At 47.2% G+C, this 16627-nt stretch carries 14 protein-coding genes, 1 pseudogene and 1 other annotated feature; of the genes and pseudogenes, 12 read left to right on the top strand and 3 right to left on the bottom strand.

The window, feature by feature from the left end; all coding sequences use genetic code 11:
- From AC2EXB_RS12745 to AC2EXB_RS12695, 11 genes and pseudogenes are all read left to right on the top strand, one after another.
- Nucleotides 1–1278: a dihydroorotase gene (locus AC2EXB_RS12745; protein WP_483601801.1), complete on the top strand. Its 1278-nt coding sequence runs from the start codon at nucleotides 1–3 to the stop codon at nucleotides 1276–1278.
- Entirely contained in the window at nucleotides 1275–2372 is a 1098-nt protein-coding gene (locus AC2EXB_RS12740) for a carbamoyl phosphate synthase small subunit (RefSeq protein WP_483604750.1), read from the top strand. Before AC2EXB_RS12745 ends, AC2EXB_RS12740 begins: the two co-directional genes overlap by 4 nt.
- Nucleotides 2365–5553 carry a carbamoyl-phosphate synthase large subunit gene (gene carB, locus AC2EXB_RS12735; protein ID WP_483601800.1) on the top strand — a complete coding sequence of 1063 codons (3189 nt, stop codon included), beginning with the start codon at nucleotides 2365–2367 and terminating at the stop codon, nucleotides 5551–5553. The genes AC2EXB_RS12740 and carB overlap by 8 nt, the downstream gene beginning before the upstream one ends.
- Nucleotides 5550–6317: a dihydroorotate dehydrogenase electron transfer subunit gene (locus AC2EXB_RS12730; RefSeq protein WP_483601799.1), complete on the top strand. Its 768-nt coding sequence runs from the start codon at nucleotides 5550–5552 to the stop codon at nucleotides 6315–6317. The genes carB and AC2EXB_RS12730 overlap by 4 nt, the downstream gene beginning before the upstream one ends.
- Complete coding sequence (locus AC2EXB_RS12725) at nucleotides 6314–7228, top strand: dihydroorotate dehydrogenase (RefSeq protein ID WP_483601797.1); 915 nt, start codon at nucleotides 6314–6316, stop codon at nucleotides 7226–7228. Before AC2EXB_RS12730 ends, AC2EXB_RS12725 begins: the two co-directional genes overlap by 4 nt.
- Entirely contained in the window at nucleotides 7225–7911 is a 687-nt protein-coding gene (gene pyrF / locus AC2EXB_RS12720) for an orotidine-5'-phosphate decarboxylase (RefSeq protein ID WP_483601795.1), read from the top strand. The genes AC2EXB_RS12725 and pyrF overlap by 4 nt, the downstream gene beginning before the upstream one ends.
- Nucleotides 7911–8537, top strand: a complete 627-nt coding sequence (pyrE, locus tag AC2EXB_RS12715; RefSeq protein ID WP_483601793.1) for an orotate phosphoribosyltransferase — start codon at nucleotides 7911–7913, stop codon at nucleotides 8535–8537. The genes pyrF and pyrE overlap by 1 nt, the downstream gene beginning before the upstream one ends.
- 147 nt (nucleotides 8538–8684) lie before the next feature.
- Nucleotides 8685–10106, top strand: a complete 1422-nt coding sequence (locus AC2EXB_RS12710) for a D-serine ammonia-lyase (RefSeq protein ID WP_483601791.1) — start codon at nucleotides 8685–8687, stop codon at nucleotides 10104–10106.
- Complete coding sequence (locus tag AC2EXB_RS12705) at nucleotides 10042–10320, top strand: hypothetical protein (protein WP_483604795.1); 279 nt, start codon at nucleotides 10042–10044, stop codon at nucleotides 10318–10320. Before AC2EXB_RS12710 ends, AC2EXB_RS12705 begins: the two co-directional genes overlap by 65 nt.
- Nucleotides 10321–10385: 65 nt before the next feature.
- Nucleotides 10386–10591, top strand: a binding site (T-box leader).
- Between the two features lie 51 nt (nucleotides 10592–10642).
- Nucleotides 10643–12328: an arginine--tRNA ligase gene (argS, locus tag AC2EXB_RS12700; protein WP_483601790.1), complete on the top strand. Its 1686-nt coding sequence runs from the start codon at nucleotides 10643–10645 to the stop codon at nucleotides 12326–12328.
- A gap of 130 nt (nucleotides 12329–12458) precedes the next feature.
- A pseudogene (locus tag AC2EXB_RS12695) lies at nucleotides 12459–12802 on the top strand (VOC family protein).
- A gap of 72 nt (nucleotides 12803–12874) precedes the next feature.
- Here the strand turns inward: AC2EXB_RS12695 and AC2EXB_RS12690 are convergent.
- The 3 genes from AC2EXB_RS12690 to AC2EXB_RS12680 form a co-directional block, all read right to left on the bottom strand.
- Nucleotides 12875–13552 carry an amino acid ABC transporter permease gene (locus tag AC2EXB_RS12690; protein ID WP_235196608.1) on the bottom strand — a complete coding sequence of 226 codons (678 nt, stop codon included), beginning with the start codon at nucleotides 13550–13552 and terminating at the stop codon, nucleotides 12875–12877.
- 20 nt (nucleotides 13553–13572) lie between these two features.
- Nucleotides 13573–14421, bottom strand: coding sequence for a transporter substrate-binding domain-containing protein (locus tag AC2EXB_RS12685; RefSeq protein ID WP_483601788.1), 849 nt, complete (start codon nucleotides 14419–14421; stop codon nucleotides 13573–13575).
- 150 nt (nucleotides 14422–14571) lie between these two features.
- Complete coding sequence (locus AC2EXB_RS12680) at nucleotides 14572–16236, bottom strand: Rqc2 family fibronectin-binding protein (protein ID WP_483601786.1); 1665 nt, start codon at nucleotides 16234–16236, stop codon at nucleotides 14572–14574.
- A 130-nt stretch (nucleotides 16237–16366) separates the two neighbouring features.
- Here AC2EXB_RS12680 and AC2EXB_RS12675 point away from each other — a divergent pair, with 130 nt between their 5' ends.
- Nucleotides 16367–16627, top strand: coding sequence for an extracellular matrix/biofilm biosynthesis regulator RemA family protein (locus AC2EXB_RS12675; RefSeq protein WP_251477063.1), 261 nt, complete (start codon nucleotides 16367–16369; stop codon nucleotides 16625–16627).

Genomic DNA, 16627 nt, shown 5'->3' with positions numbered 1-16627 from the left:
ATGAACTTATTCATTAAAAACGTAAACATGCTAAAAAATGGAGAGTTGGCACCTGCAGCTATCCGCATCAAGAATGGACGGATTGAAGAAATTGGAGCTGAACTGGCAGCACAGGGAGAACCCGAAATCGATGGAAATGGCCGATTGATCGCTCCGGGATTTGTGGATGTACATGTGCATTTACGGGAGCCGGGCGGCGAGCAGAAAGAGACAATCGCAAGCGGCACGCAATCAGCGGCAAAAGGCGGCTATACGACAATCAGTGCGATGCCGAATACGCGCCCAGTGCCGGATACGAAAGAAAATCTGCAGCATGTGAATGGGTTGATTGAAAAGAATGCATCGATCCGGGTATTGCCTTATGCTTCGATTACGATCCGGGAAGCGGGAAAAGAGCGCACGAATCTCGCAGAATTGAAAGAACACGGTGCTTTTGCTTTCACGGATGACGGAGTGGGAATCCAGGAAGCGGGCATGATGTACGAAACGATGCAGGATGCAGCAAAGATTGACATGGCGGTTGTCGCGCACTGCGAAGACAATAGCCTCATATACGACGGGGTGATGCATGAAGGGAAGCGCAGCAAAGAGCTAGGGCTAAAAGGAATTCCTTCAATCGCTGAATCTGTACATATTGCACGGGACGTGCTGCTCGCTGAAGCAGCCGGCGCCCATTACCATGTTTGCCATGTTTCGACGAAAGAATCGGTGAGAGTGATCCGCGATGCAAAGCGGGCAGGCATCCGAGTGACGGCTGAAGTGACGCCGCACCATTTGCTGATGACTGAAGATGATATTCCAGGGAACGATGCGAATTACAAAATGAATCCGCCGCTTCGCGCGAAAGAAGATTTAGAAGCGCTCCATGAAGGATTGCTCGATGGAACGATTGATTTTATTGCGACGGACCACGCACCGCATACGGTCCAAGAAAAAGCGAACGGCATGGAGAAAGCGCCATTCGGCATTGTGGGATTTGAAACAGCGTTCCCACTTCTTTACACACAGTTTGTTGCAACCGGAAAATGGACACTTGCGCAATTGATTGATTGGCTGACAGTGAAGCCAAGCAGAACTTTCAACTTACCGTATGGAACGATGGAAGAAGGCGGAATTGCAGATCTGGTGCTGCTCGACCTCGACAAAGAACAGAAGATCGATGCGGAGGCATTTCTATCAAAAGGCAAAAACACACCATTTCATGGATGGGCCTGTAAAGGATGGCCGGCCCTGACCATTTTCGGAGGACAAATCGTTTGGCAGGAGGGGGAAAAATAATGAAACGCTATTTAATCTTGGAAGACGGAACGGTATTTGAAGGAACAGCATTCGGCAGTGAAGGGGCATCAGTCGGCGAAGTGGTGTTCAATACGAGCATGACCGGGTATCAGGAAATCCTATCAGACCCATCTTACTGCGGGCAAATCGTCACAATGACGTATCCGCTGATCGGCAATTATGGCATCAACAGCGATGATTTCGAATCGATCGAACCGGCTGTGAAAGGAATGATTGTCCGGGAAGCGGCTGAATTCCCATCGAACTTCCGCTGCAATACGACATTGGATGACTTATTCCGGATAAAAGGCATTCCGGGAATCGCGGAAATCGATACGCGGAAATTGACACGTTTGATCCGTTCAAAAGGCTCTATCAAAGGGATTTTGACAGCAGCAGGCGAGACGATGGACGCAGCAAAAGTCGTTGCCAAACTGCAAGCGGCCGAATTGCCGACTGATCAAGTGGCCAAGGTTTCAACAGCGCGGCCGTATCCAAGCCCGGGTCGCGGAAAACGGGTTGTGCTGATCGACTACGGCATGAAACACGGTATTTTACGGGAGCTCAATAAACGCGATTGCGACGTGATCGTGGTTCCTTATAATACAACATCTCAGGAAATTCTCGCTTGGGGCCCGGACGGCGTCATGCTGTCAAACGGACCGGGAGACCCGAAAAACGTAGAAGAATGTGTGGAAGTTGTCCGCGAATTGCTTGGTGAAGTTCCGATTTTCGGAATCTGCCTAGGGCATCAATTATTTGCCCGCGCTTGTGGGGCTGAAACCTTCAAATTGAAATTCGGCCACCGGGGAGGCAACCACCCGGTGAAAGATTTAACTACCGGTCGGATCGAAATCACTTCCCAGAACCACGGCTACGCGGTAGATGAAAATACGCTGCAAGGAACGCGTCTGAAAGTGACGCACCAAGCCATCAACGATGGCACGAATGAAGGGCTTTGCCATATGGACTACCCGGCTTTCACGGTGCAGTACCATCCGGAATCATCGCCTGGACCGGAAGATTCCAATTACTTGTTCGACCGTTTCATCGACATCATGAATGCAACTCGAAAGGAGCAGCAATATGCCTAAAAGACAAGATATCCAAAGTATACTCGTCATCGGATCGGGTCCGATCGTTATCGGCCAAGCAGCAGAATTTGACTACGCAGGGACGCAAGCCTGCCTTGCACTGAAAGAAGAAGGATACCGGGTGATTTTGATCAACTCCAATCCTGCAACCATCATGACCGATACGGAAATCGCGGATAAGGTGTATATCGAACCGATCACATTGGATTTTGTCAGCCGGATTCTTCGAAAAGAGCGGCCGGATGCCTTGTTGCCGACATTGGGCGGCCAAACGGGATTGAATATGGCGATTGAACTTGATGAGTCGGGCATTCTCGATGAGCTTGGAATTGAAATTTTAGGCACGAAGCTGGAAGCGATCCATAAAGCGGAAGACCGTGATTTGTTCCGCACTTTGATGAATGAACTCGGCGAACCGGTTCCGGATTCCGATATTATCCACAATCTGGAAGAGGCAAAAACGTTTGTCGAACGCATCGGCTATCCAGTCATTGTCCGCCCAGCGTTTACACTTGGCGGAACAGGCGGCGGAATTTGCCATAACGACGAAGACCTTCAGGAAATCGTGACGAGCGGTTTGAAATACAGCCCGGTTACACAGTGCCTATTGGAAAAATCGATTGCGGGCTTCAAAGAAATCGAATATGAAGTGATGCGCGACGCAAATGACACAGCAATCGTTGTCTGCAATATGGAAAATATCGACCCGGTCGGTATCCATACAGGCGATTCAATTGTGGTGGCACCGAGCCAGACCTTGTCTGACCGGGAATACCAGATGCTTCGGAATGTATCGCTGAAAATTATCCGTGCCTTGAAAATCGAAGGCGGCTGCAACGTCCAGTTAGCGCTTGACCCGTATAGCTTTAATTACTACATCATTGAAGTCAATCCGCGTGTCAGCCGTTCATCGGCGCTTGCATCAAAAGCGACTGGCTACCCGATTGCGAAACTTGCTGCAAAAATTGCTGTCGGACTGACACTCGATGAAATGATGAACCCCGTAACAGGCCGCACCTATGCAGCGTTTGAACCGGCGCTTGACTATGTGGTGGCAAAAATTCCACGCTGGCCATTTGATAAATTTGAGTCGGCAAAACGCAATCTAGGGACTCAGATGAAAGCGACAGGGGAAGTCATGGCGATGGGCCGCTCGTTTGAAGAAGCGATCTTAAAAGCGGTTCGCTCACTGGAAACCGGCCAATTTCACTTGGACTTGAAAAAAGCGGAAGCGATGAGCGACGAATGGATCGAGAAGCGCATCCGCCGTGCAGGCGATGAGCGTTTGTTCTTTATCGGCGAAGCGCTGCGCCGCGGCGTTTCAATCGAAACGATCCACGACTGGAGCCAGATTGATTTATTCTTCCTGAAGAAGTTCTCGAATATCGTGCAGTACGAAAATGTGCTTCAAGCGAATCGTTTTGATTTCGACATAGCGAAGAAAGCGAAGCGCATGGGCTTTGCGGATAAGACGATTGCGAAGCTGTGGGAAGTGCCGGAGCAACAAGTCTACAACTGGCGAAAAGAACAAAAATTGATGCCCGTCTATAAAATGGTGGACACGTGCGCAGCTGAATTTGAATCGGAAACGCCGTATTTCTACGGAACATACGAAGATGAAAATGAGTCCATCCGTACGGAAAAAGAAAGCATCATCGTCCTTGGATCCGGACCGATCCGCATCGGTCAAGGAGTTGAATTCGACTACGCCACTGTGCACTCGGTATGGGCGATCAAAGAAGCAGGCTATGAAGCGATCATCATCAATAACAACCCAGAGACGGTTTCGACGGATTTCTCCATCTCAGACAAATTATACTTTGAACCGTTAACGGTTGAAGATGTCATGCATATCATTGAAATCGAACAGCCAAAAGGCGTCGTGGTCCAATTCGGCGGCCAGACGGCAATTAACCTTGCTGAAAAGCTGGAGCAAAACGGCGTGAAGATCTTGGGTACTTCACTTGAAGATCTCGACCGCGCTGAAAACCGCAATAAATTCGAAGCGGCCCTTCATGAAATCGGCATTCCGCAGCCGCTTGGAAAAACGGCGATTTCTGCTGAAGAAGCGATTGTGATTGCCAATGAAATCGGCTACCCGGTCTTAGTACGGCCATCTTATGTGCTCGGCGGACGGGCGATGGAAATTGTCTACAACGAAAATGACTTGAGCCATTATATGGAACATGCAGTCGAAGCAAGCCCGGAACACCCTGTACTAGTTGACCGCTACTTGACGGGAATCGAAATCGAAGTAGATGCCATTTCAGACGGCGAAGACGTGCTGATCCCAGGCATTATGGAACATATCGAACGCGCAGGCGTCCATTCGGGCGATTCGATTGCCGTCTACCCGACGCAGAATATTTCTCAGGAATTGCTGGATACCTTGGTGGATTATACGACCCGCTTAGCGAAAGGCTTGAATATTGTAGGCTTGCTGAATATCCAATACGTCATCTCGAAAGGCGAAGTATTTGTCATTGAAGTCAATCCGCGTTCAAGCCGGACTGTGCCTTTCATGAGTAAAATTACAGCCATACCGATGGCCAATATTGCGATGAAAGCGATCCTCGGCCATGGCATCAAAGAACAAGGATTCACGCCAGGACTTGCACCGCTGTCAAAAGGCGTCTACGTGAAGGTGCCGGTGTTTTCTTTTGCAAAACTGCGCCGCGTCGACATCACACTCGGGCCAGAGATGAAATCGACCGGGGAAGTCATGGGCAAAGATTCCACGCTGGAAAAAGCGCTTTATAAAGGCCTGGTGGCAGCTGGTATGGAAATAAAAGACCACGGGACGGTGCTGATGACCATTTCCGATAAAGATAAAGAGGAAGCAATTGGCTTAGCGAAGCGTTTTACAGCAATCGGCTACCATATCATGGCGACCGAAGGCACAGCGAGCACGCTGGAAAGCGCAGGAATCAATGTGTCGACTGTCGGAAAAATCGGTTCTGATGGCCAAACTTTGATCGATGTTATTCAAAATGGCCGTGCCCAGCTTGTCATCAATACATTGACGAAAGGCAAGCAGCCGGAACGCGATGGCTTCCGGATTCGCCGGGAATCGGTGGAAAACGGCATTCCGTGCCTGACTTCACTGGATACAGCGGAAGCGATGCTCCGCGTTATCGAATCGATGACCTTCTCTGCGGAGGAAATGGGGGCAGGCGTATGATTCGGCAACAGTACATGAGGGTCGTCAGCCAACAGGAAATTGCCAAGCGCATTTTTGAACTGACGGTCGAAGGAGATCTCGTAAACGATATGATGGCTCCAGGACAGTTTGTCCATGTACGGGTAGCGGATAGCTATGAACCGTTGCTCCGCCGTCCGATATCTGTCGCATCCTACGACAAGGAAAAGCAGCAATTCACGATGATCTACCGGGTGGAAGGAAGAGGCACGAATTTATTGGCTGAAAAAAAGCCCGGCGATGGCCTCGATGTACTGGGGCCGCTTGGCAACGGCTTTCCGGTCGAAGAAGCTGCGAAAAAAGCTTATTTGATCGGCGGGGGAATCGGTGTGCCGCCTTTATACGAGTTGGCGAAAGTGCTCAATGAACGCGGCATTGAAACGGTCCATATTCTAGGTTTTGAAAGCAAAGACGCTGTTTTTTATGAAGCAGAATTTAAAAGTCTCGGCGACACCCATATTGCGACGGTCGATGGCTCTCACGGAACCCAAGGTTTTGTGACGCATGTTTTGAACGAACTGCCGAAAGATTTCGATGCCTATTTCAGCTGCGGACCGACGGCGATGCTTGAAGCGGTGCAATGGGCATATCCGGAGAAAAAAGGGTTCTTGTCATATGAACAGCGGATGGGCTGCGGCATCGGCGCTTGCTTCGCCTGCGTCTGCCGAACGACGAAAAGCGAAACGGATTACATCAAGGTTTGTTCAGATGGACCGGTATTTCAGGCGGGGGTAGTGATTTCATGACGAATTTAGCGATAAAGCTTCCAGGACTCGAGTTAAAGAATCCGATCATGCCGGCATCCGGCTGCTTCGGCTTCGGGAAAGAATATGCGCAGCTCTACGATTTGTCCCAACTTGGCGCGATCATGATCAAAGCGACGACAGTTGAAACACGGCTTGGCAATCCGACACCACGCGTTGCAGAAACTGCCTCCGGCATGCTGAATGCCATCGGGCTGCAAAATCCGGGGCTCGCAGGAGTCCTCGGTTCTGAACTTCCATGGCTAGAACAATTCGACGTGCCGATCATTGCCAACGTTGCCGGAACGACGACGGAAGACTATGTGGAAGTGGCAAAGGAAATTTCGAAAGCGCCGAATGTCCACGCGCTCGAAATCAACATTTCCTGTCCAAACGTCAAACAAGGCGGCATTACATTCGGTACAGACCCGGACGTGGCGCGCGAACTTACACAGGCGGTAAAAGCTGTCTCTTCTGTGCCGGTATACATTAAACTGTCTCCGAATGTCACGAATATCGTATCAATCGCCAAAGCGGTCGAAGCAGGCGGTGCGGACGGCATCACAATGATCAATACTTTGCTTGGCATGCGCATGGATACGAAAACCGGCCGGCCGGTCATCGCGAATATCACAGGGGGATTGTCAGGCCCTGCCATCAAGCCGGTCGCGCTTCGCATGGTCTATGAAGTGAGCCAGCATACGGATCTGCCAATTATCGGCATGGGCGGTATAACGAATGTCGACGATGCCATCGACTTCCTGTCAGCAGGCGCAAGCGCAGTAGCTGTGGGCACGGCTAATTTCGTCAATCCGTTCGTTTGTCCGGAAATCATCGAAAAGCTGCCTGAAAGGCTGCATGAACTCGGATTTGATTCGGCAGAAGAATTAATCGGAAGGAGCCATCGCTTGTGAATAAACCCATTATTGCGTTAGATTTTTCTTCAAAAGAGCAAGTCGAAAAATTTTTGGCACAGTTTGATGATCCGCTTTTCGTGAAAGTCGGCATGGAACTTTTCTATCAGGAAGGACCTGAACTTGTTAAAATGATTAAATCGATGGGACATCAGATCTTCCTCGATTTAAAACTGCATGATATTCCAAATACGGTAGAAGCCGCAATGCGCGGACTCGCAAAACTGGGCGTCGATTTGACCAATGTCCACGCGGCAGGCGGTTTGGAAATGATGAAAGCGGCGAAACGGGGATTAGCCGGTTCAGCCACTCAATTGATCGCCGTGACGCAACTGACGTCAACAGATGAAACGCAGATGCACGAAGACCAGCTGATTTATGTCAGCCTGGAAGAATCGGTCCTGCATTATGCAAAACAGGCGAAGCGCGCAGGATTAGACGGTGTCGTCTGTTCCGTGCTTGAGTCATCGGCCATTGCAAGGGACTGCGGAGATGCGTTTTTAAAAGTGACGCCAGGGATCCGCTTAGCCGGGTCGGCTGCAGATGACCAAAAACGGGTGGCGAGCCCGACAGCAGCGAAAGAACAAGGATCAACGCATATCGTTGTTGGTAGAGCGGTTACAAAAGCGGAAAATTCCGCTGCAGCCTATAGCCAGATTAAAAAAGAATGGAGCGGTGAATGATGAAACAGCATATTGCACGCCAATTACTTACTATCGGAGCCGTTGAATTGCGTCCGGAAAATCCGTTCACTTGGGCATCCGGTGTCCAATCACCGATATACTGCGACAACCGCCTCACCATGTCTTATCCGGAAGTGCGAAAAGAAATCGCCAAAGGCTTGGCCGAATTGATCGAGGAATTCTATCCGGAGTGTGAAGTGGTAGCGGGAACAGCGACAGCGGGGATTCCGCATGCTGCCTGGGTCAGCGATAGGCTCAATTTGCCGATGGTCTACGTCCGTTCCAAACCAAAAGAGCACGGCCAAGGCAATATGGTCGAAGGGAAAATCGAGACAGGCAAAAAAGTGGTTGTTGTCGAAGATTTGATTTCCAAAGGGGGCTCGGTTCTTCAAGCAGCTGAAGGATTAAAAGCGGCTGGTTTTGAAGTGCTCGGGATTGCCGCTATTTTTACATACGATTTGCCGCAGTCGATTGAGACAATCACGGCGGCTGGATTTACGTTCCATACATTGACGGATTTTCCGGCGCTCGTTGAGGAAGCTGTAGCAAGCGGCGCCATTCAGGAAAAGGATTTGCCGATGCTTGCCGATTGGCATGAACGATTAAAGGCAGGTACCTTAAAGTAAAAGCAGGAAATACTAAAAGCTGGCCCATGCGGCCCGCTTTTTTTTCGGTAATAGGGAAACGGAGTTTTATTTGGGAGGAATTCTTTGAATTCCATGATTTTTCAGCCGTTTTTTGTTATGGTCTAAACAACAAGGAGGAATGAAACCATGCCTTTTACCGAGCATCAACTCAAAGAGTGGCAGCGGCGCTTTCCCGTATTGGGTCAAGTGATGTCATTAGAGCCGCTCTTCTGGCAAAATCCGAAACTGAAAAAAATGGAGGAGCTTCCTCCACTCGCTGTATCCAAGGAAGACATGGGGCAAGCTGCTCAACTATGGCTACGGTTTGCACCGTTTCTTGCAAAAGCTTTTCCTGAAACAGGAGATGGCATTATCGAATCGCCGCTTCGCGAGATAACTGAAATGAAAAATGCTTTAAATGGGCGGAGTACAGCAGAAGTGCGAGGCGCTTTATATTTGAAATGCGACAGTGAGCTGCCGATTGCCGGGTCTGTGAAAGCGCGCGGCGGCATTTTTGAAGTTTTGCAGCATGCAGAAAATTTAGCAATGGATGCTGGGCTTTTAGCTGAAAATGATTCGTATGAAAAATTCCTGAGTGACGCGTTTACTCAATTTTTTAGCAAGTACTCAATCGGCGTCGGCTCAACAGGAAATTTGGGATTGAGCATCGGCATCATAGGAGCAAAGCTTGGATTCCAGACTTCTGTGTATATGTCTGCAGATGCGAAGCCTTGGAAAAAAGAATTGCTTCGCCAAAAAGGCGCAATCGTCCATGAATTTTTAGGTGATTTTAGTGAAGCCATTACGGAAGGCAGGGAACAGACGCGAAAAAATCCCTATGCTTATTTTGTGGATGATGAAAAGTCAAAGCCTTTATTCCTTGGATACAGTGTTGCGGCTTTCCGCTTAAAAGAGCAATTGGAACAAGCGAATGTACAAATTGACGAAGAGCATCCTTTAATCGTCTATTTGCCTTGCGGCGTAGGCGGAGCACCTGGAGGCATTACGTTCGGCCTGAAACAGGTTTTTGGAGATGCAGCCCATTGCTTTTTTGTTGAACCGACCCATTCGCCGGCAGTTTTGATCGGCTTGGGCACCGGTGAAAAAGAAAAAGTCAGCGTTCAGGATTTCGGCATTGATAACCGGACAGAAGGGGACGGTTTAGCAGTAGGGCGCCCATCCAGTTTCGCTTCTTCCATTAGTGAACATCTCGTTAGTGGCGTCTATACGATCGAAGATGATGATCTCTTCAAATGGCTGGCTCTTTTGTCAGACAGCGAAGGGATTTTCATCGAACCTTCAGCAGCTGCAGGGCTAAAGGGACCAAGGGAATTGATGAAAACCGATTATTTGCAGAAGCACGGGATAGACGAATCGAAAGTTGTGCATATCGTCTGGGCAACTGGAGGCTCACTCGTGCCGGAAAACGAACGGATAGAATTTTATGAAAAAGGCAAAAAAAATATTATAAATAAGCTTTTAGAGAAAGGAAAGGAGATAGGAAATGAACTTACTGATAATAGGGGTTGTGTTGGCAGCAATGCTTTTACTTTATTCCTCCGTGAATGAACGGTTTAAGGCGATGGAAAAGCGAATGGCCGCAATGCAAAAAACCATTGATGCTTTACGCAAAGGCGAGCCTGCTGAAGATCCGAAAGTCGATTCAGAACTTCGCGAGCTGTTGGCTCAAGGGAAAAACATCGAAGCAGTCAAAATGGCGCGAGAGTCCCTTGGCTTATCTTTGTTGGATGCTAAAAATTACGTAGATTCTTTAAAGGCGTAAATCGAAAAGATTTCAAAATAACTTTGACTCTTTTCCGGTTTTCGCTTAGAATAACAAAAATAACCAAAAATTCTGTGATGAAGAGAGTAGTTTTGAAGAAAGCTTTAGCGAGTCGGGGATGGTGGAAGCCTGATAGCTGAATTCAAAATGAAGCGCACTTCTGAGAAACTCCCTGAAATGAAAGTAGGGTGCAGTCGGAGGAATCCGTTATCTTTTTCAAGCTGGCCTGTCAGGGCAATCAGAGTGGTACCGCGGGAATCCCGTCTCTAAATTTATTTAGAGGCGGGATTTTTCTATTGTTTTTTAAAAAGGAGAGAGAAAAATGAAAAATTTAGCAGCGTTTGCACTGGCTATTGAAGAAAAAATCGAAGGGAAAATGGATTTAACTGAAATCCAGCAGCTGATCGAAAAGCCGAAATTCGAAGGGCAAGGCGATTTGGCATTTCCTTGTTTTGCTTTAGCAAAAATGATGAGAAAAGCACCTCCCAAAATCGCACAAGAGCTAGCACCGCGTATCAGCCATTCAGCCTTTGAAAAAGTCGTAGCAAACGGTGCCTACATAAATGCGTTTTTCCATAAGAAAGTGGAAAGCAAAGCCGTGATCGAAGAAATTAAGATGAAAGGAAACGCCTACGGACAGCATGAGTTCGGCAAACAAAAAAATATCGTCATCGATTTTTCGTCTCCTAATATTGCGAAACCCTTTTCGATGGGACATTTGCGGTCAACCGTCATCGGGAATTCGCTGGCAAAAATAGCGGAAAAATGCGGTTATCAAACGGTGAAAATCAACCATTTGGGTGACTGGGGCACACAATTCGGCAAATTGATTGTGGCTTATAAGCATTGGGGCGACGAAGATGCGGTGCAAATACAACCCATCAAGGAATTATTGGAACTTTATGTGAAATTTCATCAGGAAGCAGAAAAGAATCCCGAGTTAAACGATGAAGCAAGAAGCTGGTTTAAGAAATTAGAAGACGGCGACGAAGAGGCAAAACGGCTTTGGCTATGGTTCAAAGACGAATCGCTTCAGGAATTCAATACGATTTATCAATTGCTTGGCGTATCATTTGATTTATTGAACGGCGAAGCTTTTTACAACGATAAAATGCAGCACACCATTGCGCTATTGGCCGAAAAGAATTTATTGAGTGCTTCCGAAGGGGCTGAAGTGGTGGATTTGTCGGAAGAAAGCATGCCTCCGCTGTTAATCAGAAAATCAGACGGCGCTACTTTATATGCAACGCGGGATTTGACAGCCGCTATATACCGCCAAGAGAACTACCAATTCGCGAAAGCCTTATATGTGGTAGGCCAAGAACAGACTTTGCATTTCAAGCAAGTTTTTTACACATTGAAAAAGATGGGCTTCTCCTTTGCAGAAGAAATGGAGCATATTCCGTTCGGCTTTATCTTGAAAAACGGCAAGAAGATGTCGACCAGAAAAGGCGGCCTTGTGCTTCTGGAAAAAGTTCTGCAAGAAGCCATCCAACTGGCTGAACAAAATATTGAAGAGAAGAATCCCCAGCTGAAAGACAAGCAGCAAGTTGCTGAAATGGTTGGCGTCGGTGCCGTGATTTTCCATGATCTCCGCAACGAACGGATGACGAATGTGGAATTTTCGCTGCAAGATATGCTTCGTTTTGAAGGCGCTACAGGACCATATGTCCAATATACGTACGCACGGGCCTGTTCGATCTTGCATAAAGCGGGAGGCGATCATGGAGCGGTTGAAGGCCTGGACGATCCGTTTAGCTGGCAAGTGGTGAAACGGCTGCTCGAATTCCCGGACATCATTGAAAAAAGCTTCCATCACAACGAACCTTCAGCAATCGCTAAATATTTGATTGAATTAGCTCAGGATTTCAATAAATATTATAGCCAAGTGAAAATTCTGCAGGTAGATGCGGAATTGGGAAGCAGACTGGCCTTGGTCTCATCAACTGCCATCGTTCTAAAAGAGGGGTTAAGGCTGCTTGGAATTGGTGCGCCTGAACAGATGTGAAAATAGAGGAATCGAATTATTTTCGGCGAATAAAAGGAGTGAATTGATCAAATGGGAAAGGAGGGATAAAATGGCCAGGAAAGCGAAAGAGATTTATGTCAATTTGCCGGTGAAGGATTTGTAGAAATCAATCGACTTTTTTACTGCACTCGGTTTTGGCTTTAATGATGAAATGACCGACGAAAAAGGAGCCTGTATGATAGTCGGGGACCATATCTACGTAATGCTTTTGGTTGAAGATTTTTTTCTGAAATTCACCAATAAACAGTTAACGGATTCTAAGGCGGCTACGGAAGTCATCGTGGCCATTTCTGCAGACAGTAAAGCGGAAGTGGATGAGATGGTGTTCAAACGGCAATTGAAGCAGGCGGCAAAGCGTCAAATGACAAGATGGACGATGAGTATATGTACGGCTGGAGTTTCCAGGACGTCGACGGCCACCTTTGGGAAGTGATGTTTATGCCGGAAAGCTGAAAATGAAAATGCCCGAAACATTCTGTTGGACAACAGGTGTTTCAGGCATTTTTTGTCTTTCATTTAAACTTCTTACAAATAGTCTGCATAACGTTTTTCCATATAGTTCTGGAAGATGGTCATCACTGAACAGATGGCCCAGTAAATTAACGCAACTAAGATTAAAAGAGTCAGGAGATCGTATTCACGTGCGCCGACAATTCGCGCTTTCTGAAAAACTTCAGGCACTGTAATCATTGCAGCCAGAGAAGATGCTTTGATGAGGTCGAGAAACACATTGGAAAGCGGTGGAACCGCGATGCGCACCGATTGAGGCAAAATGATGCGCCTCATCGTTTGCCAATAGCTCAAGCCGAGTGCTGTGGAAGATTCCCATTGCCCTTTGTCCACTGAAGCGAGGGAAGAGCGGAAAACTTCTGCGATATAAGCAGCGCAATTGATCGTAAAACCGATAAGTGCTGCTTGCAATGCTGAAAATTCAATGCCGATGACCGGCAACGCAAAATAGAGCAAAAACAAAATAACCAAAATCGGAACGCCGCGCATAAAAGAGATATAAAGGCGGGCTGGCCATTGAAGAATCTTGAATTTCGAAGTTCTTGCAAGCGCCAGGAAAAATCCGATGATGAGGGCGAGTCCCATACTTACCAGTGAAATCAAAAGCGTGTACCAGATTCCTTCCAAAACATAAGGAAGAGACTCGATTGCAAGCTGCGGGTCAAACAACAAGCCCCATTCGATGTCAGCCATTCAAAATCCTCCTAGTGTGCCTATTCAATATCGGGTTTGACGGAGACATCTGCACCGCCGAAAAATTCAGCGGAGATTTCGGAAATGGTGCCGTCTTCAAGCATTTCTTCCAGAACCTGATTGACATTGTCCGCCAACTCTTCGTTGTCTTTATTCATCACCAGTCCAACTTCTGATGGGCTGTATTTAATATCCGGGTGAATGGTGATATTCAGTTCCGGGAATGCAGCAACTCCGAAAGTGGAAAGGTAATAATCGTTAAGGATGACATCTGTCCGTCCGATTGACACGTCGCGCAAATAAACTTCATTTGTTGCATTGTCGTAAGTCACTTCTTCCGCTCCGTAATCACGTGCAATTTCCATATAAATTGAAGTGGAAGCACCCGCAGCTTTCTTTCCTTTTAAATCTTCCAAGGTTTTAATGCCTGAAAGATCATCTTTCCTGACTACTGCCGTGCCGTAAGAATATTTAATCGGTGTGGAGAAAATGAAATTATCCAAGCGGTCTTCGGTGATTTCAATATCATTGGCTGCGATATCGATTTGCCCGGTGTTGACGCTCGTCAACATTTCATCAAATCCAAGCTCTGTAAATTCAATTTCCAAATCGAGCCGTTCGCCAAGTTCACGTACGACTTCCACTTCAAATCCGGTCAGTTCATCGGATTCTGCATCTCTAAAAGAAGTGGCAAGCAAGGTCCCGGAAGTGGCCACTTTGAGCGAACCTTTCTCCTGAATTTCATCCCAAGCACTTTTTGTTTCCGAAGTTTCTTCCTCTTGGTCCCCGTTGCTGCAGCCTGCCAGTAATCCAAGAGAGAGGATGCCTACAGCGGCAATCCCGTTCTTCCATGTTAACGCTTTCAACATTATGTATACCTCCTAATTTTCATTCCTATAAAAGATAGCATGTTAAAGGGGTTTGGGCAATTTGTCTGTTTGCCCAATTATTAACGGAGCCAAAGGGAGCTGGCATGCCGTAAAAAACCCGCAAACATGAATGTCTGCGGGAGCATAAACTTATTTTTTTAATTTAATGACCAGATCTTCATCAGGTGTCACAAAAACAGTTTTTTGTTCAAAATAAATAACAAATCCAGGTTTGGCCCCGTTCGGTTTCTTCACTTGGCGCACTTCGGTGTAGTCTACCGGTACGGAAGAAGATTCACGGGCTTTGCTGAAATAGGCAGCAATGGCTGCCGCTTCCAGAATCGTTGTTTCATCCGGATCGCTGCTGTGGATAATGACATGCGAACCTGGGATGTCTTTCGTATGGAGCCATGTATCGGATTTTGATGCGACTTTGAATGTCACGTAATCATTCTGTTTATTATTTTTACCGACGGAAATCGGAACGCCTGTACTAGACACATAGGGTTCGACAGAAGGTTTGGTCGGTTTTTTCTTTTTCTTCGATTTCTGGGCCTTCATGAATCCTTGCTCCGCCAATTCTTCCCGTATTTCTTCAATGTCTGAAATGCCTGCTTGCTGGACTTGCTGCATCAGCGTTTCAAAGTAATTGATGTCATCTACCGTTTTTTCAATCTGCTCTTGCGTCTTGACGAGCGCCGTCTTCGCTTTTTGATAGCGCGAATAATACTTCTGGGAATTTTCAATCGGCGTTTTTCGCGGATCTAAAGTGACCATTACTTTTTCATCCGTATAGTAATTGTCCACTTCAATTTCTTTCATGCCTTTCGTGATCCGGTGGAGATTCGCCATGATCAATTCTCCATTTAATTGCAGCAAATCGCGTTTCTCCGCTTGGTCTTGTTCTTTTTTCAATTTCTTCAATTTCAATTTCAATTTGGCGATTTCGTTTTGAAGCCAGCGTTCCAGATCCCCAGCTTGCTGTTTGACCCGGTCGCGTTCCGCTTTGGCAAAATACATCCGGTCCAATAGTTCACCCAAATTATCAAACCCAAGCTCGTTTCCATTAATATGTGTAAGCGAGGAAGCGGAGAAATAACTTTTCCCTTCATGTTCCACGTAATAGCCCCGAGGATCAGCAGCGGAGAAAGCCGCCAAAAACGCTTCAGCCGCTTTTTGTTTATCGTCTGCTTGCGCCATCCGGTAATGCAGTTCACGTGCATTTAATGGAGAAAACCCAGCGTACTGGCTGACGATTTCTTTTTCGTCAAGCGCGGCCAATTGCGCAGCTGCTCCGAATGGATCCTTTTTTTCCTGGGACGGCGGAAAGACGTATGGCTGTCCCGGTAAAATGGTTCGGAATGAATTGACGCTCGGCGGCAAATGCTTCAAACTGTCGAGAATCATCATGCGCTCGGCATCGACTAAAATGACATTCGAATGACGCCCCATCATTTCCACATGGAGTTCCCGTTCAATGTCATCGCCGATTTCGTTTTTCGCTTTGATCTTTAAAATAATCAGCCGGTCCATTTCGTGCTGGACCACTTCCGTAATCACACCGCCTTCAATATGTTTCCGCAGCAGCATACAAAACATCGGCGGCTCTGACGGATTAACATTCGCCATGCCCGTCATATGTATGCGCGAATAGGAAGGGTGGATGGAAATTAATAATTTATGGTTTTGCCGTTGAGAACGGATCTGCAATAATAGTTCTAGCTGATTAGGCTGATGAACTTTTGAAATCCTGCCCGACACCAGTTGTTGAAGCTCTGTTGTCATCGCTTTTGTAAATAATCCATCAAATGCCATGAAAAATCCCTCTTTCAAATCGTTTTGTTCTATCTTATCATTTTCAAGGTATATTATGATATAATAAGACAGTTAGATAGAAAACGAAGAAGAATGATCAGCTGCAAATGGCGGTGATGGAGTGAAGAAAATGGTGAAGTTCATTTCTCTAGGAGGCGGCAGTGCCGTTTCGGCAAGTCGCATTATCTCTATTGTCACGCCGGATTCTGCACCGTCGAAGCGGCTGATCCAAGAAGCGCGCAGCAAAGGGTTGCTGGTCGATGCCACTGGCGGGAAAAAGACCAAGTCTGTATTGATTATGGACAGCGATCATGTGGTGATTTCCGCAGTCTCTGCAGAAACCGTAATGCAGCGCGCAGAACAAAACGATGACGAGATGAATGAGGGATAA

The organism is Planococcus alkaliphilus, from assembly GCF_057031095.1.
Note: the sequence above shows the minus strand (reverse complement) of the source record. Positions and strands in the feature narration are given on the sequence as shown.

Bases quoted from the DNA above. Each gene is read 5' to 3' on its own strand.
- AC2EXB_RS12745 (WP_483601801.1), top strand. From the start codon at position 1: ATGAACTTATTCATTAAAAACGTAAACATGCTAAAAAATGGAGAGTTG.
- carB (WP_483601800.1), top strand. From the start codon at position 2,365: ATGCCTAAAAGACAAGATATCCAAAGTATACTCGTCATCGGATCGGGT.
- AC2EXB_RS12730 (WP_483601799.1), top strand. From the start codon at position 5,550: ATGATTCGGCAACAGTACATGAGGGTCGTCAGCCAACAGGAAATTGCC.
- AC2EXB_RS12725 (WP_483601797.1), top strand. From the start codon at position 6,314: ATGACGAATTTAGCGATAAAGCTTCCAGGACTCGAGTTAAAGAATCCG.
- pyrE (WP_483601793.1), top strand. From the start codon at position 7,911: ATGAAACAGCATATTGCACGCCAATTACTTACTATCGGAGCCGTTGAA.
- AC2EXB_RS12710 (WP_483601791.1), top strand. From the start codon at position 8,685: ATGCCTTTTACCGAGCATCAACTCAAAGAGTGGCAGCGGCGCTTTCCC.
- AC2EXB_RS12705 (WP_483604795.1), top strand. From the start codon at position 10,042: ATGAACTTACTGATAATAGGGGTTGTGTTGGCAGCAATGCTTTTACTT.
- argS (WP_483601790.1), top strand. From the start codon at position 10,643: ATGAAAAATTTAGCAGCGTTTGCACTGGCTATTGAAGAAAAAATCGAA.
- AC2EXB_RS12690 (WP_235196608.1), bottom strand. From the start codon at position 13,552: ATGGCTGACATCGAATGGGGCTTGTTGTTTGACCCGCAGCTTGCAATC.
- AC2EXB_RS12685 (WP_483601788.1), bottom strand. From the start codon at position 14,421: ATGTTGAAAGCGTTAACATGGAAGAACGGGATTGCCGCTGTAGGCATC.
- AC2EXB_RS12680 (WP_483601786.1), bottom strand. From the start codon at position 16,236: ATGGCATTTGATGGATTATTTACAAAAGCGATGACAACAGAGCTTCAA.
- AC2EXB_RS12675 (WP_251477063.1), top strand. From the start codon at position 16,367: ATGGTGAAGTTCATTTCTCTAGGAGGCGGCAGTGCCGTTTCGGCAAGT.